Below are 24,118 nucleotides of genomic sequence, written 5' to 3' on the forward strand. Positions count from 1 at the left end.
TATCGCGCTAGATATCCCCAGACTTGTCCACAGATGTGCACAGACAGCGCCATCGGGCGGGGAGTCGATCCGGGGCGGCGACAGGACCACCCTCACGTCGTGCTGCCCGCCGTTGTGTGGACCGGTCTCGTGGCAGAGGCGACTGCGACAGCGGTGGCCAGTGGGTCGCTGACTGGTCGGCCGAGGATGTCAGCGAGGTCGGGGCTGGTGCTGCCCAGGAAGCCGTGCCGGATGCCGGTCGCGATCGAGGCGAGCATCGGCGGCTGGAACGTCAGCAAATCCCCGTTGAGGAGTCTGCGCCGGTACTCGGCAAGGCCGATGGTCCGGTGGGCGACTCCGAGCCGGTCGGCTACGTCCGCTACCGTGATCGGCGTACCGGTCAACTCAAAGGTGTGCCCGCTGTGATGCGCCGGATCCGCCGCGATGATCGCCGCGGCCTCGGCGAGGTCCGCACGGGCGACCGCAGCCAACGATCCGTCGCCGAACGCGGACTCGACCCCGTCGGCGCTCCACATCAGCAGTCCACCGAACAGTTCGGCGTACAGACCGTTGCGCAGGATCGTCCACGGCAGGCCAGACGCGCGTACGAGCTGTTCGGTCGCACGATGCGCCAGGGCGAAGCCGAGATGGTCGCCGGCACCGGTCAGGCTCGTGTAGACGACATGCCCGACGCCGTCGCGGGCGGCAGCATCCAGAACCGCCGCGTGCCGCCTGACGACCTGGTCGTCCTCGGCATAGCCGGCGGAGATCAGCACCAGCGTCGATACACCGGCAAGGTCAAGGCCGGCGGGGTCGTCGAAATCGAGCCGCCGCATCCCGTCGCCCGGCGTACGACTGCCACCTGTCGCAGTCGCACCGCGGGCTCGCAGCGCCGCCAGAGTGGCCGAGCCGAGGTTCCCATTCGCTCCGGTCACCAAGATCATGTCAGTCCCCAGTCTCCCGTCGTGGTTCTCTTCGGTAACTAGGCTTGATCCTGATTCGCACACGTACCGGCCACAAGGAGGCAGTTCGGTGTCACCTGCGCACACTGAGGTAACCGCCCAATCCGCCGACATCGATCCCTGCGGCCGCGCAGACCACCCGGACTGCGGGATCCGCGATGTGCTGGACCGGATCGGCGACAAGTGGTCGGTACTCGTGATCGTCGAACTCGCCGGCGGTCCGCGCCGATTCCGGCAACTGCAACGCGCGATCGACGGCATCTCCCAGCGCATGCTCACTCTCACCGTGCGCAGGCTGGAACGTGACGGACTCGCTCCGCACCGTCTACCCAACCGTCCCAGCCCAGGTCGACTACCGCCTCACCGACACCGGCGCCAGCCTCACCCACCTGGTCAAAGCCCTCGCCGACTGGTCCCTCACCCACCGCCCCGCCATCGCCGAATCACGCCACCAGTACGACGAACTCCACCCCGACAACGACATCCGCTAACGGGTCCAGACGCAGCCGGCATGACTTCTGGTCAGCGGCAAGTGCGTGATCGCCGTCGACCCTGTCGGGTTCGCCAATGAGTCGTGGAAGTGGGAGTGGGAGCACCGCTGGCCACGGTGGCCACGCTGGCTGGACAAGCGACTGCATCCACGCGGGCCGGAGCAGGCATAGCTCCCCAGTCGGTGCTCCGCGGCGATGTCAAGACGGCTGGACCGGTGCCGACTATGCGTTGACTGCTCCGGATGGCGGGGCGGCCGACTGAGGAGGCACGATGAGCAAGCTCAGGTGTGACATCTCGATCTCGCTGGACGGTTACGTCGCCGGTCCCAACCAGACCGAGGAGAACCCGCTCGGCGAGGGTGGCGAGCGACTGCACGACTGGGTGGTTCCGCTGGCCGCCTGGCGCCGATCCCACGGCGAGCAGGGCGGCGAGGAGAACGAGAGCACAGCGGTATTCGAGGAGGCACGCGAGAACATCGGCGCCGGGGTGATGGGCCGCAACATGTTCGGCCCCATCGGCGGTGGTGACTGGGGCGACGAGCAATGGACTGGCTGGTGGGGCGACAACCCGCCGTACCACTATCCCGTCTTCGTCATCACCCACTACCCGCGCGATCCGGTGGTGATGGAGGGCGGCACCACATTCCACTTCGTCACCGACGGCATCGAGTCCGCCCTCGAGCAAGCAAAGAGGGCCGCCGGCAACAAGGACGTCATGCTCTGGGGCGGCGGCGACGTCGCCCAGCAGTACCTGGCAGCAGGCCTCCTGGACGAGCTCGAGCTACACGTCGTCCCAATCTTCCTCGGCGCCGGCTCCCGCCTCCTGGACAACCTCGCGGACGCCAATGTCCGCCTGGAACAACTCCGAGCCATCGAGGCCCCCGGCGTCACCCACCTCAAATACCGAATCTCGCCGCAAGGATGAGGCGGGTTCTCACATCCGGGATCTGAGTACGTCGAACTCGCAGCCTGGTGAGGATGGGTCGAAGCCGTGCTCGACGAGCCAGCGGGACGCCCGCAGGCTTCGCAGCGACCACCACGCGCGGATCACGTCGAGGTCGATGTCGGTGCCGTAGCCGGCGAGGAGGTCGTCAAGGTGCTCCTCGTGTCCGAGCGTCAAGCTGGCGAGGTCGTACATCGCATCGCCCTGGCTCGCCTCGGACCAGTCGATCACGCCGGTGACATTGTCGCCGTCGACGAAAACATGGCTGATCTGCAGGTCCCCATGCGTGAACACCGGTGTCCACGGCCGCAGCGCAGCCTCGGCAATCTCGCGATTGCGCGTGACCAGGTCGGCGGGAAGTACGCCGTTCGTGATGAGCCACTCGCATTCGCCGTCGAGGTGCGCTGCGATCTCATCGACGCTCCGACCGCTCCATGGCGGCAGCGGCGCGTCGTGCAGCATCCGCACGGCGGCACCCGCCGCAGCCCACGCCGCCGGCGACGCGGTCGACGGTTCTCCCAAGCGGCCGAGTGCCGTCCCGGGGACGGCGGCAAGCGCGAGTACGTGCGGCTTCCGCCACAGCACCTCCGGAGTCGGAATCGGCGCCATCCCCAGAGCCTCGACCTCGACGTCGATGCGCGCCTGATCAGCGTCGACCTTCAGAAACACATCACCAACACGCAGCGTCGCCCGCTCGCTATGCGCAACAACAACCTCAACCTCCTCCACGCCGGCCATTATCGAGGCGACGACCACCAACGTCACCGGATTTCTCGCGCGCTACAACGCGGTCGACCGCGTCCCGCTGTCAGTCGACCTCGTGCACACCACCGACCGAGCCCTGAGTTGTACGACGCGCAACCGGGACCACAGCGCGGTCACCGCGCGCGGCCGCACGGCGAAGAATGGAAGACTCGTCGATCGTGTATCAGCTTCCGGTGCAGAACGCTGACGGGTCCGCGCTCCTGAGGTTCGAGCGGCTCCGCGAGGACGAACTCGATGGCCTAGATCCATCAGTGCCGCTGACTGCTTCCCTCGTTGTGCTCTGGTGCGGTCATGAATGCCTCATGGTCTTCAACCGGTATCGGCAAGCCTGGGAGTTACCAGGTGGCATGCTCGATCCAGGCGAGTCACCTCGCGAAGCCGCGGTACGTGAGCTTGCGGAAGAGAGCGGACAGCGCGCAGACAACCTCGAACTCGCCGGGGTGGCAATGATTCGTGTCGCGCCCGACGACCGACTTGAATACCTCGCGATCTACCGGGGACACATCGAGTCGCCGCAGCCCTTCACGCCGAATGACGAGATGTCTGACGGCGTGTGGTGGAGCCCAAGGGAGGCGCTGGCCGATCTGTTCCCCATAGATGCCGCGCTCGCAACGCTCTGCCTCTGACGCGTGGCTCGACCGGTTGAACCCCGTTGATGACCGGTCGAGCCCGCTGGAACGTTCTCGTTGGGGCACGCCTAGAGCTGGGTCCCACCCGCACGACTGCGCCCGCCCAGGCGCCGAGGTATTCACCCAGTTGTGAGACGGACTTTCAATGGCCTGTTGTGCCGTCGATGGCCTCTCGGATGATGTCGGCGTGACCATTGTGCCGCGCGGTTTCCTGGATCATATGGACCAGGATCGCCCGCAGGTTGACCTCCGCTCCCCACGGCGTCGTGACCACGTCGTCGAGCCCGCCGGCGGCCACGACGGCCCGGGCCCGCTCGCAGGTCCGTAGGTAATGCCCGACCAGGGCGTCGGCCGTCTCATCGGGACCGACGCGAAACTCCGCATCCGGGTCACCGTCGCCCGGGAACAGATCTGGCTCCGGCAAGCCTCCATAGATCTTGAGGAACCAGCCATGCTCCGTCTCGGCCAGATGCTTAACCAACCCCAGCAGGCTGAGTCCAGACGCCGTCATCGGCCGCCGAAGCGACTCGCCCTCGAGCCCTTCCAGCTTGCGCAGCAGGGTGGCGCGGTGGAAGTCGAGCTGCTGCGTCAGCGAGCCGCGCTCGTCAGCCAAACGATCCGGCACGGCCCGCTCCACAGGCGACGTAAATCCCATGCGCCCGACAATACGATCGACGTACGACAACACCTGCTGCCCACCGACCCCGAACGCCGGCGACGGCTGCTGCTGTTAATCTCGGTGGTAGGGGAGGGCGTCTGCCAATTGCGGCCAGGCGCGTTGCCCAGAGGGAGGGGAGATGCCGGACATTATGGTTCGCGTCGAGGCTGAGGACTACGACGCCTGGCTGAAGACGCATTACGATCACGTCGACGATCGTCGCTCCTATGGAATGACCGACGGCCCGGTCTATCGAGACATCGACAACCCGAATGCGGCGCTGTTCCACATCCACGCAGAGGATCTCGAGCGCGCGATGCAGTGGTTCCGCACGGACACATTCAAGGAAGCCACGAAGAGGGCCACAGTCTTCAGTAGGGACTTCTACTTGGCCGACAAGCAGCAGCCCCGTCGGTAGCCGTAATCAACGGTTCGCCTCGTGGGATGGCCCGCCCGTTTGCGCCGTCCCTAACCCTCCGATGGCTCGACGCGGACGAATCGGCGAGAGTGGCTGAGATCGACCGGGAGAGAGCACGCGGGGAGCAGGCAGCCTCTGAACGAAGCCGAGCGTGACGGCTCTGCGTGCCGTCAATCGCGCTCTGACCTGCATGAACGCGGTGGTGGAGACGAGGGGACTTGAACCCCTAACCCCCGCCTTGCAAAGGCAGTTGTGCCGCTCCCGCTCGCCTGAGCGCTAGATCCCTCAGTGTGGACTTGGCTGGTTCCACCCCGTGAGCGACCGGCCGACCCCGTTGCCGGGGCACGCGGAGGGCACGCCGCGCGGCAAGCTGCCCTAGTGACCGAAGGTCTGACCATGGATACTCGGAGAGTGTCGAAGATGATGATGATGCTTGCAGCGGGCGAAGGTTGCTATGAGGCACCTCGCGCAGCCGCGCTAGCTGGCGTGCCACTGTCGACGGTCTATGACTGGTCACGGAAGGGTGTCGTCACGCCATCCATCTCACCCGTTCGCGAGAAGCTCTGGTCCTATGCCGACCTGATCCAACTACGGATGGTGTCGTGGCTTCGCCACCCGAAGGAGGCCGACGACGGCGCTAAGGTCCGTGCGACCCCGATGAGCGAGGTGCGCACGACGCTCACGTTCATGGAGGCGCATGGTCTCGATCTGTGGTCGGGTGAACTAGGGACGCAAACAGCGACAGGGCTGAGCGTCGACCGCACGGGGAAACTCTGGATCGAGCTCCCGACAGGCGAGTTCGTCGATACGGCGGGGAGACAGACCCTCAAGCTTGGAGCCGATTACCTCGACCTGCTCAAGCCGTACACAGTTGCGGGCCTAGTCGGACCGCACCTACTTCGCCCGAGAAGTCACCTTCGCATCGTGCCTCTCAAGGTTGCTGGGGAACCTCACGTCGAGCGCTCCCGGATCACAACCAGAACTATCGCGGCGCTTCACGAGCGGGGTTTCAACGCTGACCGCATCGCAGCCATGTACGAGATCGAGCACGCGGCCGTAGAGCAAGCCATCGATCTCGAAGCTCAACTGTCGAGTGCCGCAGGGATTGCAGCCTGAGGTGACAGAGCGGCTGAGGTTCGCATTGGACCAGAACTTCCCGCCGTTTGTCCTGGACGTGGCCGAGTACTTCCCAAACACGGAGCTGAAGCCGCTGTTCAAGATCGAACCAAGGCTCTGTGACCTAGATGACCGGCGGCTGATCATCTACCTCCATCAGGCTGGGTGGCACGGTCTTATCAGCAACAACTACAGGATGCTGTGGGTACCGCCGGAGATCGCGGCCATAGTCAAGGCGAGGATCGCCGTGTTCGCGATAGAGGGGCTCGGCGACGACCCTTTGAGAGCCACAGGATCCGTTCTCCTGCACCTGCCAGCAGTTCTCAAGCGTGTGACGCCAGGCAAGGCACAGGTCTTTAGGACCGGCAAGCCGAGGTCTCCTCAGCCGGATGATGCTTGGCAGTACTTTGAAGAAGCGGCGCATCGTCGGCGCGCCGATGTGTCTGAGCTCTATGAGCAAGTGAAGGTGACCGATGAGGAGTTAGACACTCCCATCTTTGAGTGACCCTCTCCAGACTTGCCGCGTCCTCCTGACAGCTGCAAACCCAGGTCAGCGCGGCGCAGGTCAAGAGTCGAACTTGTTCGATCCCGTAGGGACGCTCTGCGCTCTTGACGTGTGTCGTGGTGGCCGGACAATCGAGCGGCCAGGGGGACGGGGCTAACCGGCGGTCAGACGCCAAGCACGCCGGTCATTGGCAGTTGGATCGCGTGGACGGGGAAGCGTCCTGCTGGTGGGCACCAGCGAGTACGGCGCCCCGGCGCGCCCGCAGTCCGGGGCCGCGCGCCGAAGGCGCGCCTTGATCCATAAGAGCCAAACTCGGCAGAGAGACCGGGGAGCTAGGCGGAGTGGCCGAGCGGCACAGCTTCGACCGTCCGCCACTCGTACGTGCGGTCGTCGCGGTGCATCTCGATTAGCGACACGGAGTTAGGGCACGCAGCCTCTGAACGAGGCCAACGGCGCCGGTGCTGCGTGCTGTGAATCGCGCTCTGACCTGCATGAACGCGGTGGTGGAGACGAGGGGACTTGAACCCCTAACCCCTGCCTTGCAAAGGCAGTGCTCTGCCAGTTGAGCTACGCCCCCGCGGGGGAGGTCAGCGGCCCGGGGTGACCGGGTCGACGGCCTCGGCCCAGAGGTCCTTGTCGGCGCGGGACTGCTGGGTCTTCTTGTAGGCGAAGTATCCACCGATGCTGGCCACCAGCACCAGCAGGATCTTCTTCAGCACCGGGACTCCTCGGATCGGGGTTCGCGATCGTGGTGGTGGGCCTAACTGGACTTGAACCAGTGACCTCTGCCTTATCAGGGCAGCGCTCTAACCGTCTGAGCTATAGGCCCGCAACTGCGGGGTTGAACCCGGGAGAGATTACCGCACCAAGTGCCCTACTCCCAAACCGGTTCCAGCCGGGCCGCGAAACGGTCCGGCTGACCCATCAGTCCTCCGATGCCAGCGTCACTTCCAGGCCGCCGAGCAGCGTGGCGGCGATGTTGTAGAGGAAGGACCCGAGCGTCGCCAGCGCGGTGATGATGAGGACGTCCGCGCAGGCCAGCAGGGTGGTGAAACCCATCACCTTGCCGGTGTTGATGTAGTTCTCGATCCGGAACGGCTCCGCCGCCGGCGTCCCGAGTACCTCGGTGACGGTGTTGTTGATGTTGTCGAACACGCCGGCCGCGCCGATCGCGGACCAGACGATGAACACCGCCACCCAGGTGACGATGCCGAACGCGATCGACAGCAGGAATGACGTCTTCATCACCGACCACGGGTCGATCCGCGACATCCGCAGCCGTGCCTTGCGGGTCTGCGGCCGGGTCGAAGTCTTCGGCGCCTTCTCGGCCCTCGTGGTCGGCTTGCTGGAGGTCTGGTCCGGCGTGGCCGCGTCCTTGACCGCGGCCGCCTTGTCCAGCACCGCCTGCCTCGCCGCATTCACCTTGTCACCGAAGGTTTCGGTCTTCTTCCCAGTCACCCCGTACGACGAAGCGGCCGCAGTCGCACCGGACGGCGTCCACGGCTGGCCAGGAGTGCTCGGACTCGGCGTGACCTGGCCAGGGCTGACCGGACTCGCCGGGCGTGCGGTCGGCTGAGCGACAGCCGGGCGTACCGGCGGCTGCTGCGGCGGCCGAACCGGGGCGGAAGGCTGCCCCGCGCCAGACTGAGGCCGCGGTTGCGGACGGAAGTCGCCCGGTCGCTGTCCGTTCGGCGTACTCTGCTGGCCGTTGCCGCTCGGAGCGGTGGTGGAACGACCGTTGGAGGCCGGGGTGCCCGGTGTGGTGGACTGCTTGTTCCCGCCCTGCGATGGCCGCTGGGTCTCAGGGTTGTCCGCCGCACCTTCGGGCCAGGTCGGCCTCGCGCGGTTGGTCATCAGTTACCCTCCTGGCCGGCATCGTCGTCTTCGACGGTAGCCGCGCCGTCGACGTCCGTCGAACGCTGGTCAACACTTTGGACGCTCTCAGGGGTGGATTCGGTTGTCGATCCGTCCACATCCTGGGCAGTTTCGGAGGTAGTACCCGTTTCGTCGGCTTCGGATTCGTCCCCGTTGCCATTGACGGTCAGATCGGTATTCCGGGCGATCGCGACCACCGCGTCGGACTCGCCGACTCCGGCGAACCGGACCCCCATCGTGTCGCGGCCCTTGACCGGCACGCTGTCGACCCGGCTGCGGACGACCTGGCCGCTGGCCTTGATCGCGAGGACCTGGTCGTCATCGACCACGATGATCGCGCCGACCAGCGAGCCGCGCTCGTCGTTCAGCTTGACCGCCTTGATGCCGAGCCCGCCGCGGCCCTGCTGCCGGTACTCCGACACGCGGCTGCGCTTGGCATACCCGGCGTCGGTCACGGTGAAGACGAACTGGGTGTCCTCCTCCGAGCCGGCCCGGATCACCGACATCGACAGCAGTTCGTCGCCGGAGCGGAACTTCATCCCGGTGACACCGGAGGTGGCCCGGCCCATCGGGCGGAGCTGCTCGTCGTTCGCGGTGAAGCGGATCGACTGACCTTTCCGCGACACCAGCAGCAGGTCGTCCTCGGCGGTGGCCAGGTCGGCGCCGATCAGCTCGTCGTCGTCCTCGCGGAAGTTCACCGCGATGATGCCGCTCTGCCGGGCCGAGTCGTAGTCGCGCAGCGGCGTCTTCTTCACCAGTCCGCGCTTGGTCGCCAGTACGAGGTAGTCGGACTGCTCGTAGTCGCGCAGCGTCAGTACCTGTGCGATCTCCTCGTCCGGCTGGAACGAGAGTAGGCCGGCCACGTGCGAGCCCTTCGCGTCCCGGGCGGACTCGGGCAGCTGCCACACCTTGGCCCGGTAGACCCGGCCCTTGGTGGTGAAGAACAGCATCCAGTGGTGGTTCGTGGTGGCGAAGAAGTGGCTGATCTCGTCCTCGGCCCGCAGCTGAGCACCGCGGACGCCCTTGCCGCCCCGGTTCTGGGTCCGGTACAGGTCGGTCTTGGTCCGCTTCGCGTAGCCGCCGCGGGTGATGGTGACGACGACGTCCTCGTCCGGGACCAGGTCCTGCACGGACAGGTCGCCGTCGGCCGCGATGATCTCGGTACGACGCTCGTCGCCGTACCGCTCGACGATCTCGGCGAGCTCGTCCCGGACGATGCTGCGCTGCCGCTCCGGGCTGGCCAGGATGTCCTCGAGGTCGGCGATGATCGCCTCGAGCTCCTGCAACCGGTCGACGATCTTCTGCCGTTCCAGGGCGGCCAGCCGGCGGAGCTGCATGTCGAGGATCGCCTGGGCCTGGACCTCGTCGATCTCCAGCAGCTGGATCAGCCCGGTGCGGGCCCCGTCGACGTCCGGGCTGCGCCGGATCAGCGCGATGACCTCGTCGAGCGCGTCCAGCGCCTTGACCAGACCGCGGTAGACGTGCGCCTGCTCCTCCGCCTGGCGCAGCCGGTACCGGGTGCGCCGCTGGATGACCTCGATCTGGTGGTCGATCCAGTGGCTGATGAACAGGTTCACGCTGAGCGTGCGCGGTACGCCGTCGACGAGCGCCAGCATGTTGCAGCCGAAGGTGTCCTGCAGCTGCGTGTGCTTGTAGAGGTTGTTCAGTACGACGCGGGGCTGCGCGTCGCGCTTGAGCACGATCACCAGCCGCTGGCCGGTCCGGGACGAGCTGTCGTCGCGGATATCGGCGATCCCGCTCATCTTGCCGGTGTTGACCAGCTCGGCGATCTTCTGCGCCAGGTTGTCCGGGTTGACCATGTACGGCAGCTCGGTGACGACCAGGCTGGTGCGGCCCTTGGCGTCCTCCTCGATGTCGACCACCGCGCGCATGGTGACCGAACCTCGGCCGGTGCGGTAGGCGTCGTCGATGCCCTTGTAGCCGACGATCAGGGCGCCGTTCGGGAAGTCCGGGCCCTTGATGTGCTGCAGGCAGGCCTCGAGCAGCTCCTCCTGGGTCGCGTCCGGGTGAGCCAGCGCCCACTCGACCGCGGCCGCGACCTCGCGCAGGTTGTGCGGCGGGATGTTGGTCGCCATGCCGACCGCGATCCCCGACGAGCCGTTCACCAGCAGGTTCGGGAACCGGGCCGGCAGGATCACCGGCTCCTGCGACTTGCCGTCGTAGTTGGGCCGGAAGTCGACTGTCTCCTGGTCGATGTCGCGGACCATCTCCATCGCCAGCGGTGCCATCCGGCACTCGGTGTACCGCATCGCGGCGGCCGGGTCGTTACCCGGCGAACCGAAGTTGCCCTGGCCCTGGATCAGCGGCGCCCGCATCACCCACGGCTGCGCCAGCCGGACCAGGGTGTCGTAGATCGCCGAGTCACCGTGCGGGTGGTACTGACCCATCACGTCACCGACGACGCGGGAACACTTGTTGAAACCACGGTCCGGCCGGTAGCCGCCGTCGTACATCGCATAGAGGATGCGGCGGTGCACCGGCTTGAGGCCGTCGCGGACCTCGGGCAGTGCGCGGCCGACGATGACCGCCATCGCGTAGTCGAGATAGGACTGCTGCATCTCGGTCTGCAGGTCGAGAGGCTCAACCCGGTCGTGGCCCGGCGAGGTGGGGGTCTCGGTCATGAAAAGCTCGTCCCGTTCGGTTCAGACGTCGTACGTCGGTAGTGGCTGCTGCGAGGCGGAGTCGCCGGCCCGGGTCGGGGGCCGGCCTCCGTCAGATGTCGAGGAAGCGGACGTCCTTGGCGTTGCGCTGGATGAAGCTGCGCCGCGCCTCGATGTCGTCGCCCATCAGCGTCTGGAACGTCTCGTCGGCGCGGATCGCGTCGTCCAGGGTGATCTGCAGCAGTACCCGGTTGGCCGGGTCCATCGTGGTGTCCCACAGTTCGTTCGCGTTCATCTCGCCCAGACCCTTGTAGCGCTGGATCGGGTTCTCCTTGGGCAGCTTCTTACCCGCCTCGTAACCGGCTTCGAGCAGGCCGTCGCGCTCGCGGTCGGTGTAGGCCAGCTCGTCCGCGGAGTTGCTCCAGCGGATCTTGTAGAGCGGCGGCTGGGCGGCGTACACGTGACCGCGCTCGATCAGCGGCCGCATGAACCGGAACAGCAGGGTGAGCAGCAGGGTCCGGATGTGCTGGCCGTCGACGTCGGCGTCGGCCATGATCACGATCTTGTGGTACCGGAGCTTCTCCTCGTCGAAGTCCTCGTGGATCCCGGTGCCGAGGGCCGAGATGATCGCCTGGACCTCGTTGTTCTGCAGGACCTTGTCGATCCGGGCCTTCTCGACGTTCAGGATCTTGCCCCGGATCGGCAGGATGGCCTGGAACTTCGGGTCCCGGCCGCCCTTGGCCGAGCCACCCGCCGAGTCACCCTCGACGATGTAGACCTCGCACTCCTCGGGGTTGGTCGACTGGCAGTCGGCCAGCTTGCCCGGCAGACCGCCACCGCCGAGCAGGCCCTTGCGGTTGCGGGCCAGGTCGCGCGCCTTGCGGGCCGCGATCCGGGCGCTCGCGGCGGCCGTCGCCTTGCGGATGATCTCGCGACCCTCGGCCGGGTTCTGCTCGAACCAGGCGCCCAGCTTGTCGTTGACGATGCGCTGGACGAAGCCCTTGACCTCGGTGTTGCCGAGCTTGGTCTTGGTCTGGCCCTCGAACTGCGGCTCGGCCAGCTTGACCGAGATGATCGCGGTCAGGCCCTCCCGGATGTCGTCACCGGTGAGCCTGTCCTCCTTCTTCTTGATCATGCCCTGGTCCTCGCCGAACGAGTTGACCAGCGAGGTGAGCGCGGCCCGGAAGCCTTCCTCGTGGGTGCCGCCCTCGTGGGTGTTGATCGCATTCGCGAAGGTGTGCACCGACTCCTGGAACGAGCCGCTCCACTGCAGCGCCACCTCGAGGCTCATGCTGTTCTCACCCTGCGCCGCCTCGAACGAGATGACGTCGCGGTGCACGGTCTCACGGATACCGGTCAGGTACTTCACGTAGTCGACCAGGCCGTTGTCGTACTTGAACGACTGCTCGACCGGGTTGCCGTCCTCGGTGTGGTCCGGCCGCTCGTCCCGGATGACGATCTCCAGGCCCTTGTTCAGGAACGCCATCTCGCGGAACCGGGTGGACAGCGTCTCGTACGAGTACGTCGTGGTCTCGAAGATGTCGCTGTTCGCCCAGAACGTGATCGTCGTACCGTGCTCGTCGGACGGGCCGACCTCGGCCAACTCCTCGTCCGGCACACCCATGGTGAAGGACTGGGTGTACTCCTTGCCGTTCTGCTTGACGTCGACCTTGAGCCGGGTGGACAGCGCGTTCACCACGGACACACCGACACCGTGCAGACCGCCGGACACCTTGTACCCGCCGCCGCCGAACTTGCCGCCGGCGTGCAGCACCGTGAGTACCACGGTGACGGCCGGCTTGCCCTCGGACTCGACGATGCCGACCGGGATACCGCGGCCGTTGTCGACGACCCGGATGCCGCCGTCGGGAAGCAGGGTGACCACGATCTTGTCGCAGACGCCCGCCATCGCCTCGTCCACCGCGTTGTCGACCACCTCGGTGACGAGATGGTGCAGACCGCGCTCACCGGTGGACCCGATGTACATACCGGGCCGCTTCCGGACCGCGTCGAGGCCCTCGAGGACCTGGATCGCACTCGCGTCGTACTCCCGCTCCACGGTGTTGGAGGGCATCGGGACTTCTGCTGCGACGGTGCCGATGGGGTCGGCGGACTGGTTGGCGTCGATCTCGGTCGGCTCGTCGGTCACCGGTGGTTGTCCTCCTCGGACCCCGCATTCGCGAGGCATCGCGGCACAGTGGAAGCCGCCCCCTACAGTGTTATTAGAGGTGCGGCTCGCTCTACACCCTTCATTCTACCTGTCGACCGAAGCAGAACCTGCCACCAGGCGCCCGAAACTGTGGATAGGGCGTCTTTTCGCCCTCCTCGCCATGTCCCCTCTCGCGGGTGGGGGGCCAGAAAGCGCTCACGGGCGCTCAGTGGCGTTTCACCATCTTGCGGATGGCGATCCGGGCGACGGTACGGCGCGGACCGGTCCAGACCGGTGGGATTCGCCGGACGAGGTGACCGTCGCGCACCCACGGGCCTTTAGGATCGCTGCCGTGGAAAGTCTCGACGACGTCATCGACGCCATGATCGCCGACCGGGTGATCCACCGGCATCGGCGCAAGTGGCTGATCGCGATCGCCCTCGTCGTCGTCCTCGCCCTGGTGATTCTGGCCACCGGCGGCTGGAAGGAAAAACAGGGCCGCACCGTGCCGACCGTGACCGCACCGACGACCGTGACCGCCGGCAAGTGGGAGTACAGCTTCACCAAGGCGGAGATCCGGCGGCAGAAGAAGACCGAATACTCCGACGCCGAGGCCAAATTGCGGGTGTACTTCGACCTGAAGAACATCGACGACGAAGAGCACCAGAGCGACAGCCTGACCGGGGACCTGCTCAGGTGGGTGCCGGGCAACGGAGAGGATCTGGTCGACTCCAACGGCGCCACTTGCCGCGGGGAGCTCAACTGGGTGCTGGTCTACGGACTTCCGCCGCAGAGCTGCTACACCGAGTTCAAGATTCCGGCCGACTTCAGCGCCGACATGGTGGAGATCGGCGTACTCGGCGAGAAGTACGAAGGCGACGACAGCCTGTTCGGCGCGAACGACGACCCGTACTGGCACAACGAGGCGCCGGTGGCCGTCGTACAGGTGGAGAAGCCGGTCGTCGTCGAGGACAAGGCGGGCGACTGATGAAGCTCTATCGCCCGGCCACGATCCTCGTCGGCGTACTCTTCGTGATCCTCGGCGGCATCACCCGGCTGGCCGCTCCGGACCAGGTCCACGACCAGCCGAACATGATCGCGGTGCGCGGCAGCATCGGGGAGCCGGTCAAGTACGGCGGCGACTCGACGGTGACCGTCGTCCGGATGAAGGTCGCCAAGGCGGTCGTCGAAGAGAACCACGAGGACAAGCCGTTCGAGACCGACGGCGTCTTCGTCGCCCTCGAGTGGGACACGGTGCGTGGGGCCAAGGCCCCGGGGAACATCGGCGCGACGCTGACCGCGGACGGCGGCACCGTCTACACCCCGATCGGCGGGCTGACCGACTCCGGGATCGACTTCCCCGACCCGGGCTTCGCCAAGACCGGGAGCATCATCTTCGAGGTGAACCCGACCGACTTCAAGGGGCTCAAACTGATCCTCCGGCCGAGCATGTTCTGGAACGTCCTCAACACGTACGCCGAGATCGACCTCGGCGTCCCGAGTGAAGCGGTCGCGCAGCAGATGGTCGACGAAGCCGCGAACGAGTACGTACTGCGGAACTCGGTGGTCCGGGTGGCGTCGTCATGAGACTCGCGAACCACGCGGCCCGGCTGGCCGCCCAGATCTCGCTGCTGCTGGCACTCCTGGCCACCAGCGGCTATCTGGTCGTCCGGACCTACCTCGGCGACGAGGAGACGGTCTACGAAGCGGGCAACGTGATGGAGATCGCCGGGGACGGCGGTCCGGTGACGATCGACAACGTCAAGTGGAAGCTGAACTCGCTGCAGCCGTACACCCGGATCGCCGACAAGGACGGCGAGGAGATCGGGATGGGAGTCATCCCCGGCTCGGTGCTGATCGTCGCGATCGTGACGGTCACACCGCTGGAGGGCCTGTACCTCAAGGACAACGGCTTCTCCTGCTCCGCGAGCCTGCGCGACGATCGCGGCAACGTCTGGAAGCCGGCCATGAACACCTCGGACTGGAAGCTGCCGACCTACTGCAGTGACGACGAGTTCCCGATGAAACTCAACACGCCGCGCCAGATCGCCCAGATGTACGTCGTCCCGAAGTCGGCGGTCCCGCACCTCGTCGGTATCACCGTCGAGGACAGCACCGCGCATCGCCGCGTCCTCATCACCCCCTGAGGAACCCGACCGCCGGAGGCGGTGGCGTTCAGACCGCCGCCTCCACAGCCTTCTTCTCCTCGGCTTCCGCCGCCTCGGCGCGGCGCTCGTTGCTCACCGAGATACACAGGTCGAAGGCGGCCGCCAGCAACGCGATCCGCAAGGTCTCGAAGAGGATGCTGCTGATCAGCTGCGCGATCTCAGCGTTCATCAGCCCCCACCGCTCACCGTGGACGCCGATCAGACGGCTGACCGCGACGTACCCCCAGTCGTCACCGAGCAGCCAGAGCGTGTAGACCATGCAGACCACGCCGAGGAACACCGGCCCGACCCGGACCAGGAGCCGGAACGCGTTCAGCGTCGGGTAGAACTTCTCCCGGAATCCACCGAGCAGCAGATTCGGAGCCTTGTTGGTGAGGGCAACGATCCGGCTCTGCGGCTGCTCCTCGGCCTCGACCCGGCCGCCGAACCGGCGCTCCAGCCGGGTTCCCTTGAAGACTCCACCGCTGGACAGCACCCGGTGACCGAACACCACGGTCGTGATCGCCAGCCAGGTGAGTGGCTCGGCGACCCCGAGCTTGAACAGCGGCCAGAGGGACTCCCAGAAGAAGCCCCAGAGGAACTCGATACCGGCCGGGACCGGGATGTGGATGCCGGCGAAGAAGTCCTTCACACCGCCCCACCAGTCGAGCGACCAGTACCAGAAACTGCGGTCGCGGAACCAGTCCTTGCCGTCGCCGATCGCGAACGGCACCACCACCACGGTGAGCAGCAGGAAGAACGATTCCGCCCAGACCTGCACGAACTTGGCCGGCCGGCTCGGCCAGCGGTCGTCGACCGCCTCGATCAACCGGCGGAGGACCAGCAGGACGACGATGGCCGGCAGGTACTTGTGCCAGCCGTTGTCGGCCAGGTCGAAGAACCCGCCGCCGGGCTGCAGACCGCGCTCCACCAGGTTGCTGACGTTCAGCTGCGAAACCTGCTTCTCCAGGAAGCCCCAGGCCGACCAGACGGCGACCAGCGGGAGGAGCGTGGCCGCCAGCAGTTCCATCAAGCCCTGCTGGGTCGGGTCCGACGTCTCCTCCGCCTTGTTGCTCGCCGCGTCCCGCCAGCGGTACAGCGAATTGGCGCAGGTCCGGATCATGCCGACGTACGCCGCGATCTGCATCAGGATCCCGGCCGAGAACACGCCCACGCCGATGTCGGAGTGCGCGTGCGCGGACAGCCAGATCGCCATCTCCATGCACGTTTTGAAGCCGACGTACCCGGCCAGGTACCAGGTCGTCATGGGCAGCAGGTTGCGCCACCAGAGCCGGAAGGTGTCTCCGATCAGGTGGACCATCTCGCGAAAACCGTCGACGATCGTGCGCATCGCGCCTGATCCTAGACGGGCCCCGGGTCGCACCGGCAATCAACTCTCACCAGGTGACCGCGGGCCGGTCAGCCGTAGGTGTCGCGGGGGCCTCGGCCGCCTCGGATGGTGCGGGGGCCCTTGCGCCAGCTGGGGGTGTGGGGGCCCTGGACGTTGACCTGGGTGACGGTTCCGTCGCCGAGTTCGGCGTTGAGGCGTCGTACCAGGTCTGGAGCGAGCATCTTGAGCTGGGTGGCCCAGGCGGTCGAGCTGGTCCGGACGGTGAGCACGGTGTCCTGGTAGCTCTCCGGCGTGCAGTGCTGGGCCATCTCGGGACCGACGATCGACGGCCAGCGCGCCATCACGCTGTGTACGGCGACGTCGACCTCCCAGCCCTGGTCGCGCATCAGCCGGCCGAGGGTGTTGGTGAGCTTCTGCGGATCCCGGTCGTCCGGGCGCGCGCTGCTGATCTGGGCGCCGTCGATGCGCGGCCGCCGGCGGGTCCGCTTGACCGGTTGGACCGGGCTCATGCCCTTGAGCCGGCCCGCGAGTGACTTCGCCAGGTCCAGCCCCTGCTTGTCGTGCTCAGGTTCTTGAGCGGCCTCGTTCTCAGGGCCGCTCTCAGAGGAATTTCCGGCTTCAGGCACGTCGAACTGACCCGTCGCCCACATCGAAGCGGGCTCCGCTCAGCTCAGCGGGCACGTCAGCGCCGACCGCCGCGGTCACCAGCACCTGCTCCGCCGGCGCGACGAGCTCGGCCAGCCGGTCGCGGCGCTGCGTATCCAGCTCCGCGAACACGTCGTCGAGGATCAGCACCGGCTCACCCCCATCCGCTCTGAGCAGCTCGTACGACGCCAGCCGCAGCGCGAGCGCGAACGACCAGCTCTCACCGTGACTCGCATACCCCTTCGCAGGCAAGTCCCCAAGCCCGAGTACGACGTCATCGCGGTGCGGACCGACCAGCGACACCCCGCGCTCCAGCTCGTCCTGTCGCCGCTCCTGGACCGCGTTGAGGATCACCTCGGCCAACTGCTCCCTGGATACCACGCCAGGCTCGAGGGCGACCGACGACTTGTACTCCAGCCGCGCGTCATGCTTGCCCCGGGCAACAGCGTCGTACGCGCTGGAGACCAACGGGCGCAGGGATTCCAGCAACTCGAGCCGGGTCGCGAGCAGTTCGGAACCGGCCCGGGCGAGGTGCGAGTTCCACACCTCGAGGGTCCTCAGCTGTCCCTCGGCCGCGCTCGACCGGTTCTGCCGGCGTGCCATCGACGCGCTGCGGAGCAGGGAGTTCCGCTGCTTCAGCACCCGGTCGTAGTCCTGCCGTACGCCCGCCATCCGCGGCGACCGCAGCGTCAGCAGCTCGTCCAGGAACCGGCGCCGCTCGGACGGATCGCCCTTCACCAAGGCGAGATCCTCGGGTGCGAACAGCACTGTGCGCAGCAGTCCGAGCACTTCCCGCGGCCGCTGCACTGGCGATCGGTTCACCCGGGCCCGATTTGCCTTCCCAGGATTGATTTCCAGCTCGACGATCACGTCCCGGTCGTACTGGCTGCGGATCTCGGTACGCACGATCGCTCTGGTGGCGCCCGCGCGTACCAGCGGAGCGTCGTTCGCGACCCGGTGCGAGCTGAGGGTCGCGGTGTAGTGGATCGCCTCGACCAGGTTGGTCTTGCCGTGGCCGTTCGGCCCGACGAAGGACGTCACGCCCGGGGCGAGCTCGACCTCCGCCTGCTGGTAGGACCGGAAGTCGAGCAGACCCAGGGCGGTGACATACACCTCAGTGCTTGATCGGCGGTGTCGCGTACGACGGGTCTTCGGCGCCCTTCACCGCGTGGCCGCCGAACTGGTTGCGCATCGCGGCGATCGCCTTCATCGCCGGCGAGTCGTCCTGCCGGGAAGCGAACCGGGCGAACAGCGACGCCGCGATCGCGGGCACCGGTACGGCGTGGTCGATGGCGGCCTCGACCGTCCACCGGCCCTCACCGGAGTCTTCGGCGTACCCGCGGATCTTGTCCAGATGGGTGTCTTCCTTCAGCGCGTTCACCATCAGGTCGAGCAGCCAGGACCGGATCACCGTGCCTTCGCGCCAGGATTCGAACGTCTCCGGCACGTTGTCCACGATGTCCGCGGCCTCGAGCAGTTCGAAGCCCTCGGCGTACGCCTGCATGATCGCGTACTCGATGCCGTTGTGGACCATCTTGCTGAAGTGACCGGCGCCGACCTTGCCGGCATGCACGAAACCGAAGTCGCCTTCGGGCTTGAGCGCCTCGAAGATCGGCATCAGCGTGGCGACGACGTCGTTCTCGCCACCGCACATCAGCGCGTAGCCGTTCTCCAGGCCCCAGACGCCGCCGGACACCCCGCAGTCGACGAACTTGATGTCCTTCTCGGCCAGTTGCGCCGCTCTGCGGGTGTCGTCGGTCCAGCGGCTGTTGCCGCCGTCGATCACGATGTCGCCGGGGGAGAGCAGGTCGGCCAGCTCGGTGATCACCGGGTCGATGGCCTGCACCGGCACCATCACCCAGACCACCTTCGGCTGGTCGGAAGCGGTGAGCTTGCCGACCATGTCGGCCAGGTCCTTGGCGTCGGAGATGTCCTGGTTGTGGTCGAATCCGACCACGGTGTGGCCTGCGTTGCGGATCCGCTGGCGCATGTTGCCGCCCATCTTGCCGAGACCGACAAGGCCGAGCTCCATCGTGAATCCCCTTGTTCTGTTGGCTTTCAGCTGTTCAGGCGGACCGGCATCAGCACGTACCGGAATTCGCTGATCGGTTCACCGTCGAAGTCCGTCACACCGGTCAGTTCGGCCGGCTTCGTCGCCTGGGTGAAGGCCAGGTGGGCGACCGGCGTACCGATCGCGTTCAGGCCGTCAAGCAGGTACGTCGGGTTGAAGCCCACGGTGACCGGTTCGCCGGCGACCCGTGCCTCGATGGACTCGGACGCCTGAGCCTCGTCACCGCTGCCGGCATCGAGCGTCACGCCGTCCTCGCTGAAGGTCAGCCGCACGGGCGCGTTCCGCTCCGCCACCAGGGCGACGCGCTTGACCGCCTCCACCAGCGTCGCGGTGTCGATCCGGACCCGGGTCGCGATCGCGGCGTCGGTCGGGATGATGCCGCGCACCTTCGGGAACTCGCCGTCGAGCAGCCGCGTAGTAGCGCGCCGGCTGCCGCCGGAAACCTCGCCTTCGAAGCCGACGATGCCGTCGCCGGTGCCGGGCGCGGCCAGCGACACGATCACATCGGAACCGGTCATCGCCTTGGCGGTCTCGGACAGTACCCGAGCCGGTATCAGCGCGGCCGCGGACGCGTCGGGCGACTGCGGATTCCACTCGAGCTCACGGATGGCGAGCCGGTAGCGGTCGGTGGCGAGCAGCGAGATCGTGGAGCCCTCGATCTCGACCCGTACGCCGGTCAGCACCGGCAGCGTGTCCTCGCGACCGGCCGCGGTGACGACCTGGGAGACCGCCTGGGCGAAAACGTCGGCCTTCACGGTCCCGCTGGCCGCTGGGAGCTCCGGCAAAGCCGGATATTCCTCGGTGGGAAGCGTCTGGAGCGTGAACCGCGAACTGCCGCAGGTGACTTGTGCCTTGGCACCGTCCACGGCGATGTCCACAGGCTGGTTCGGAAGACTCTTCGAGATGTCGGCGACGAGCCGGCCGGAGATCAGGCACTTGCCGGAGTCGGCCACCTGTGCGGGCACGGTGACGCGGACCGAGGTCTCGTAGTCGAAGCCGGACAGGGTGATCTGCCCGTCCTCGGCTTCGACCAGAAGGCCGGCAAGGATCGGGACGCTGGGACGACTGGGCAAGCTGCGCGCGGCCCAGGCCACCGACTCGGCCAGTACGTCGCGCTCGACGCGAAACTTCACCGCTGGGTGCCTCCTGATTCGGCTGTGTGCCAGGCAGATCCTGCCACGGACAAGTGTGCTGTGCGCCAACCGGGCGTGACGTGGCGCTTCGGGCGGGTCGCGTCGGCGTCGTTCCTGTGGTTCTGAAGACAGCCTGACAGGTCCGTCCAACCGGCGCGAGACCGGGGTTTTCCCCAGGTTGGGCCGCACGATCGTTTTGTGGACTGGGAACTCTCTACAGATTCCATAGGGTTCTTAGCACCGGTGGATAGTGTGGAAAAGCCGCGACTTCGCAGGTCAGGTGCCGTTTTGCCCTGTGTACGGCTTGTGGACGGTTCCAGGTCGTGCTGAGGATGCCTGGGTACGACGGATTCTGTCCCCACAGCGAATCCACACACTTGACCGAGGTGTCCACCGCAATACCCACAGTTATCCACAGCTGTGTCCCCAGCCTGTGAGCTTCCTACTGCTGCTTTGCCTGGTGCTTGATCCGGTTGGTCAGCTCGGTCACCTGGTTGAAGACGCTGCGCCGCTCCGACATCAACTGACGGATCTTCCGCTCGGCATGCATCACGGTGGTGTGGTCGCGGCCGCCGAACTGCTGGCCGATCTTCGGCAGCGAGAGATCGGTGAGCTCGCGGCACAGGTACATCGCGATCTGCCGCGCGGTCACCAGCACCCGGCTCCGGCTCGATCCGCACAGGTCGTCGATCGACAGGCCGAAGTACGACGCCGTCTGGCCCATGATCATGCTGGCCGTCACCTCCGGCTTGCTGCCTTCGGGGATCAGGTCCTTCAGCACGATCTCGGCCAGGCTCAGGTCGACCGGCTGCCGGTTCAGACTGGCGAACGCGGTGACCCGGATCAGTGCGCCCTCGAGCTCACGGATGTTCGTCTGCACCTTCGACGCGATGAACTCCAGCACCTCCGGCGGCGCGGTCAGCCGCTCGGTGGCCGCCTTCTTCCGCAGGATCGCGATCCGGGTCTCCAGGTCGGGCGGCTGGATGTCGGTGATGAGGCCCCACTCGAACCGGTTCCGCAGCCGGTCCTCCAGCGCCTCCAGGCGTTTCGGCGCCCGGTCGGAGCTGATCACGATCTGCTTGTTCGCGTTGTGCAGCGTGTTGAAGGTGTGGAAGAACTCCTCCTGGGTCTGGATCTTGCCCTCGAGGAACTGGATGTCGTCGATCAGCAGTACGTCGACATCGCGGTACCGGCGCTGGAACTGGGACGCCTTGTCGTCGCGAATCGCGTTGATGAAGTCGTTGGTGAACTCTTCGCTGGACACGTACCGGACCCGCGCCCCGGTGTAGAGGCTTCGGACGTAATGCCCGATGGCGTGCAGCAGGTGGGTCTTGCCGAGACCGGAGTCGCCGTAGATCAGCTGTGGGTTGTAGGCCTTACCCGGCGCCTCGGCGACCGCGACGGCCGCGGCGTGCGCGAAGCGGTTCGAGCTGCCGATGACGAAGGTCTCGAACGTGTACTTCGGATTGAGCCGGGCCTCACCTTGTGCCTCGGTGGCGGGCTGGGCCGGCGCGGATCCGTTCGGCAGCGGCTGCCCGAACTGCTGGGGCTGCTGCTGGGGTGCTCCGAACTGCTGAGGTTGCTGAGTTGTGTACTGCTGTCCGGCGGGCTGGTCGAAGCGCTGACCGCTGTGGTGCGCCGGCGGCTGCTGGCCGATGCCCTGGTTCGGTGGCTGACGGAACTGCTGGCCAGTCGTGTCCGGATCGGTCAGCGCCGACTGAATCGTCGGCTGGAACGCTCCATCCGTCCGAAGGGGCTCCCGTACGACGGGCTGCGGCGGCGCCTGCGGCTCGCGCAGCTCGGGGTCGAGCGAGGGGTCGACGGTCACGGCGATCCGGATGTCCCGACCGAAGCTCTCGGTCAGGATCCGCTCCAGATCCGGCCGCAGCCGCGTCTCGAGCTGACCCCGGGTGAAGTCGTCCGGCACCGCGACGATCGCAGTGCTCTCATGCAGCGTCACCGGCCGCGAGTTGGTCAGCCACGCCCGCTGATTGGGCGGCAACCCCGCCAGCACCCGAGCCCAAGCCTCCCCAAGGTCCATCACAGCCCCAGCCCCCGCAGGAGCCTCAGCCACCCGAGCCTCGGGCGCCCTCGTCTCAGGGACTGGCCGCTCAGGGACCCGCTGCTCGGGGCCCCTCGCTTCGGGGACACGCTGGTCAGCGGCCCGGTGCTCGACGGATCCGGGCTGCTCACCGAGTCCTCGCTGTTCGGCCCGGGGTTCGGCGAGCCAGGGCCCGACGTCCTGGACTTCAGCGATTCGGCGCTCGGCCGGCTGAGGGTCGTCGCGATCCACACGTCCATCACCTTCGTTCCGCGCAACTCCGGTAATTTCTCCGCGCTCGGCGCCCCACTCGCCCCGCACCACACTCCGGTCTCCACCCGCAAACTCATCAGCCCCACCGCCGGTCGCATTCCCGCGATCAGCGCGCGGCTCGCCGCCGTTCCCCCAGACACCGCCGTCGGAGTTCTGGAAGTCGCCACGGACTCCGACCACCGGCGCACTCCCAGCCCACGCACCCCGATCGATGCGCTCGTCTCGCACGCCATACCTCTCATCACCCCCAGCACGACGCTCCCCGCCGTACTGGAACTGACTCTCATCCACAACATCGAAAAGAGTCGGGCTGGCAGCGCTCTGACCAAGCGCACTCTGCTCACTGGCGCTCGGCCCTGGAGTGCTCGGGCCCTGTGCGCTCTGATCCTGTGCGCTCTGATCCAGTCCGCTCTGCTCACTGGCGCTGCGCTCGCTGGCGCTTGGCTCATAGGCACTCAGGTCCGGAATGCTCGGCCCCGGAGTGCTGAGACCTGGGGTGCTCAGGTCTAGAGCGCTGAGGCCCGGTGTTCCCTGGCCGGGAGCACTGAGGCCCTGAGTGGTCTGGCCGGGCCCGTTGTCGCCGGGAGTGCTGAAGCCATGACTCTGACCTTGCGTGCCCTGCTCGTGGGCGTGGAGGTCAGGAGCGCTGTGGCCCGGGGCGCTCTGCTCGGGAGCACTCGGACCGGGCACGACCGACGTCCACGCTTCGTGTCCTTCACGGCGAGGGCCGGGAAAGCCCAGGCCGGAAAAGCTCGGGTCCGGAAGGCTAGGGGTGGGGGCGCTCAGACCAGAGGTGTGAGGAGTGGCGGCTGGGAACTCGGTGGCGGCTCGCTCCAGCTCCGACCGATAGCCGTCAGCCGGGCGGTACTCATCCGTCGGGCGGTGTCCGTCAAAGGAGCCGTGCCCGGAAAGGCCGGACTGTCCGTCGGAAGTGGGGCTGTGTTCCTCAGACGAGATGTTGTGTTCCTCAGGGGTGCTGTTGCTGTGGTCGTCGAGCCCGTGGTGGGGGTCGAAGTGGCGCTGCGGCTCCTGCGGTTGGTGATCCGCGGGATACCCCGTTCTGGCATCGGCGCTGACATCCGCCGTGAAATCCGCACTGGCGGATTGGTCCTCGACCACGCGTTGCTCCCCGAATCCATCGCTGCGGTGGCCGGCGCGTTCCGGGCGAACCCGGGCGGCGCGACCTTTAGACCCAACACCGTGCGGCTGCCGGCGGCGCCGCACTGTCCACACGGTTGTCCACAGTTGTGAACGACGGGTGGAGCAGGTTGGTTACCGGTTGCGGGGTGCGGGACCTCTGGTGTGAAGGGTTGACGCTAACAAGTCCGCCCAGCCTGCTTCAAGCC

The 24,118-nt window shown here is 66.8% G+C and carries 24 protein-coding genes, 2 tRNA genes and 1 pseudogene; 12 read left to right on the top strand and 15 right to left on the bottom strand.

What is annotated here, in order from left to right:
* Positions 1-92: 92 nt before the first annotated feature.
* Positions 93-923: an NAD(P)H-binding protein gene (locus EV646_RS21000; RefSeq protein ID WP_132151093.1), complete on the bottom strand. Its 831-nt coding sequence runs from the start codon at positions 921-923 to the stop codon at positions 93-95.
* Between EV646_RS21000 and EV646_RS40655 the strand changes: the two are divergent.
* The 3 genes and pseudogenes from EV646_RS40655 to EV646_RS21010 all read left to right on the top strand — a co-directional run.
* A pseudogene (locus EV646_RS40655) lies at positions 922-1,197 on the top strand (winged helix-turn-helix transcriptional regulator); the annotation flags it as partial. The gene EV646_RS21000 and the pseudogene EV646_RS40655 sit on opposite strands and share 2 nt — an antisense overlap.
* Before the next feature lie 46 nt (positions 1,198-1,243).
* A complete protein-coding gene (locus tag EV646_RS40660; RefSeq protein WP_277875123.1) occupies positions 1,244-1,432 on the top strand; it encodes a winged helix-turn-helix transcriptional regulator in 189 nt (62 codons plus the stop codon).
* A 271-nt stretch (positions 1,433-1,703) separates the two neighbouring features.
* The gene (locus EV646_RS21010) at positions 1,704-2,357 is read left to right on the top strand and encodes a dihydrofolate reductase family protein (RefSeq protein WP_132151095.1); all 654 of its coding nucleotides are present in this window, start codon (positions 1,704-1,706) and stop codon (positions 2,355-2,357) included.
* A 9-nt stretch (positions 2,358-2,366) separates the two neighbouring features.
* Here EV646_RS21010 and EV646_RS21015 read toward each other — a convergent pair whose 3' ends face one another.
* A complete protein-coding gene (locus tag EV646_RS21015) occupies positions 2,367-3,113 on the bottom strand; it encodes an aminoglycoside phosphotransferase family protein (protein ID WP_241996248.1) in 747 nt (248 codons plus the stop codon).
* A gap of 185 nt (positions 3,114-3,298) precedes the next feature.
* On the opposite strand from EV646_RS21015, the gene EV646_RS21020 reads away from it, so the two are divergent.
* Positions 3,299-3,766 carry an NUDIX hydrolase gene (locus tag EV646_RS21020; protein WP_158290993.1) on the top strand — a complete coding sequence of 156 codons (468 nt, stop codon included), beginning with the start codon at positions 3,299-3,301 and terminating at the stop codon, positions 3,764-3,766.
* Between the two features lie 145 nt (positions 3,767-3,911).
* On the opposite strand, the gene EV646_RS21025 is transcribed toward EV646_RS21020, so the two are convergent.
* Complete coding sequence (locus EV646_RS21025) at positions 3,912-4,394, bottom strand: DinB family protein (protein WP_199237099.1); 483 nt, start codon at positions 4,392-4,394, stop codon at positions 3,912-3,914.
* A gap of 172 nt (positions 4,395-4,566) precedes the next feature.
* Between EV646_RS21025 and EV646_RS21030 the strand changes: the two genes are divergently transcribed.
* The 3 genes from EV646_RS21030 (at position 4,567) to EV646_RS21045 (ending at position 6,466) form a co-directional block, all read left to right on the top strand.
* Positions 4,567-4,845 (top strand): hypothetical protein, encoded by a 279-nt coding sequence (locus EV646_RS21030; protein ID WP_132151103.1) that lies wholly within the window; start codon positions 4,567-4,569, stop codon positions 4,843-4,845.
* A 420-nt stretch (positions 4,846-5,265) separates the two neighbouring features.
* A complete protein-coding gene (locus tag EV646_RS21040) occupies positions 5,266-5,961 on the top strand; it encodes a DUF433 domain-containing protein (RefSeq protein WP_241996249.1) in 696 nt (231 codons plus the stop codon).
* 1 nt (position 5,962) lies between these two features.
* Positions 5,963-6,466, top strand: coding sequence for a hypothetical protein (locus EV646_RS21045; protein WP_132151107.1), 504 nt, complete (start codon positions 5,963-5,965; stop codon positions 6,464-6,466).
* Positions 6,467-6,967: 501 nt separating this feature from the next.
* Here the strand turns inward: EV646_RS21045 and EV646_RS21055 are convergent.
* The 6 genes from EV646_RS21055 to gyrB form a co-directional block, all read right to left on the bottom strand.
* A tRNA-Ala gene (locus EV646_RS21055) sits at positions 6,968-7,043 on the bottom strand.
* 10 nt (positions 7,044-7,053) lie between these two features.
* Positions 7,054-7,185, bottom strand: coding sequence for a DLW-39 family protein (locus EV646_RS40165; RefSeq protein ID WP_241996216.1), 132 nt, complete (start codon positions 7,183-7,185; stop codon positions 7,054-7,056).
* Positions 7,186-7,218: 33 nt separating this feature from the next.
* Positions 7,219-7,295, bottom strand: a tRNA-Ile gene (locus EV646_RS21060).
* Between the two features lie 95 nt (positions 7,296-7,390).
* On the bottom strand, positions 7,391-8,320 hold the full coding sequence (locus EV646_RS21065; protein WP_132151109.1) for a DUF3566 domain-containing protein: 930 nt from the start codon (positions 8,318-8,320) through the stop codon (positions 7,391-7,393).
* The gene (gyrA, locus tag EV646_RS21070; RefSeq protein WP_132151111.1) at positions 8,320-10,983 is read right to left on the bottom strand and encodes a DNA gyrase subunit A; all 2,664 of its coding nucleotides are present in this window, start codon (positions 10,981-10,983) and stop codon (positions 8,320-8,322) included. The genes EV646_RS21065 and gyrA overlap by 1 nt, the downstream gene beginning before the upstream one ends.
* A 91-nt stretch (positions 10,984-11,074) precedes the next feature.
* On the bottom strand, positions 11,075-13,150 hold the full coding sequence (gene gyrB / locus EV646_RS21075) for a DNA topoisomerase (ATP-hydrolyzing) subunit B (protein WP_422386719.1): 2,076 nt from the start codon (positions 13,148-13,150) through the stop codon (positions 11,075-11,077).
* Positions 13,151-13,463: 313 nt separating this feature from the next.
* On the opposite strand from gyrB, the gene EV646_RS21080 reads away from it, so the two are divergent.
* Genes EV646_RS21080 through EV646_RS21090 form a run of 3 tightly spaced genes read left to right on the top strand, consistent with a single transcriptional unit; the run spans position 13,464 to position 15,258 of the window.
* Entirely contained in the window at positions 13,464-14,099 is a 636-nt protein-coding gene (locus tag EV646_RS21080) for a hypothetical protein (protein WP_132151115.1), read from the top strand.
* The gene (locus tag EV646_RS21085; RefSeq protein WP_132151117.1) at positions 14,099-14,698 is read left to right on the top strand and encodes a hypothetical protein; all 600 of its coding nucleotides are present in this window, start codon (positions 14,099-14,101) and stop codon (positions 14,696-14,698) included. Before EV646_RS21080 ends, EV646_RS21085 begins: the two co-directional genes overlap by 1 nt.
* The gene (locus EV646_RS21090; protein ID WP_132151119.1) at positions 14,695-15,258 is read left to right on the top strand and encodes a hypothetical protein; all 564 of its coding nucleotides are present in this window, start codon (positions 14,695-14,697) and stop codon (positions 15,256-15,258) included. The genes EV646_RS21085 and EV646_RS21090 overlap by 4 nt, the downstream gene beginning before the upstream one ends.
* Positions 15,259-15,286: 28 nt before the next feature.
* Here EV646_RS21090 and EV646_RS21095 read toward each other — a convergent pair whose 3' ends face one another.
* The 6 genes from EV646_RS21095 to dnaA all read right to left on the bottom strand — a co-directional run bounded on the left by EV646_RS21095 (position 15,287) and on the right by dnaA (position 22,499).
* Positions 15,287-16,609, bottom strand: a complete 1,323-nt coding sequence (locus tag EV646_RS21095; RefSeq protein WP_132151121.1) for a hypothetical protein — start codon at positions 16,607-16,609, stop codon at positions 15,287-15,289.
* A 68-nt stretch (positions 16,610-16,677) separates the two neighbouring features.
* Positions 16,678-17,259, bottom strand: a complete 582-nt coding sequence (locus EV646_RS21100; RefSeq protein ID WP_199237100.1) for a DciA family protein — start codon at positions 17,257-17,259, stop codon at positions 16,678-16,680.
* Positions 17,228-18,367: a DNA replication/repair protein RecF gene (gene recF / locus EV646_RS21105; RefSeq protein WP_132151123.1), complete on the bottom strand. Its 1,140-nt coding sequence runs from the start codon at positions 18,365-18,367 to the stop codon at positions 17,228-17,230. The genes EV646_RS21100 and recF overlap by 32 nt, the downstream gene beginning before the upstream one ends.
* Position 18,368: 1 nt before the next feature.
* Complete coding sequence (gene gnd, locus EV646_RS21110; RefSeq protein WP_132151125.1) at positions 18,369-19,286, bottom strand: phosphogluconate dehydrogenase (NAD(+)-dependent, decarboxylating); 918 nt, start codon at positions 19,284-19,286, stop codon at positions 18,369-18,371.
* 26 nt (positions 19,287-19,312) lie between these two features.
* Positions 19,313-20,458, bottom strand: a complete 1,146-nt coding sequence (gene dnaN / locus EV646_RS21115) for a DNA polymerase III subunit beta (RefSeq protein WP_132151127.1) — start codon at positions 20,456-20,458, stop codon at positions 19,313-19,315.
* 442 nt (positions 20,459-20,900) lie between these two features.
* Complete coding sequence (dnaA, locus tag EV646_RS21120) at positions 20,901-22,499, bottom strand: chromosomal replication initiator protein DnaA (RefSeq protein WP_132151544.1); 1,599 nt, start codon at positions 22,497-22,499, stop codon at positions 20,901-20,903.
* Positions 22,500-22,625: 126 nt separating this feature from the next.
* Here dnaA and EV646_RS21125 point away from each other — a divergent pair, with 126 nt between their 5' ends.
* Complete coding sequence (locus tag EV646_RS21125) at positions 22,626-23,282, top strand: hypothetical protein (RefSeq protein ID WP_132151129.1); 657 nt, start codon at positions 22,626-22,628, stop codon at positions 23,280-23,282.
* A gap of 450 nt (positions 23,283-23,732) precedes the next feature.
* A complete protein-coding gene (locus EV646_RS21130; RefSeq protein WP_132151131.1) occupies positions 23,733-24,023 on the top strand; it encodes a hypothetical protein in 291 nt (96 codons plus the stop codon).
* The last annotated feature ends 95 nt before the right edge of the window (positions 24,024-24,118 follow it).

It is taken from the genome of Kribbella antiqua, from assembly GCF_004345665.1.
In the GTDB taxonomy this organism is placed as follows: Bacteria; Actinomycetota; Actinomycetes; order Propionibacteriales; family Kribbellaceae; genus Kribbella; species Kribbella antiqua.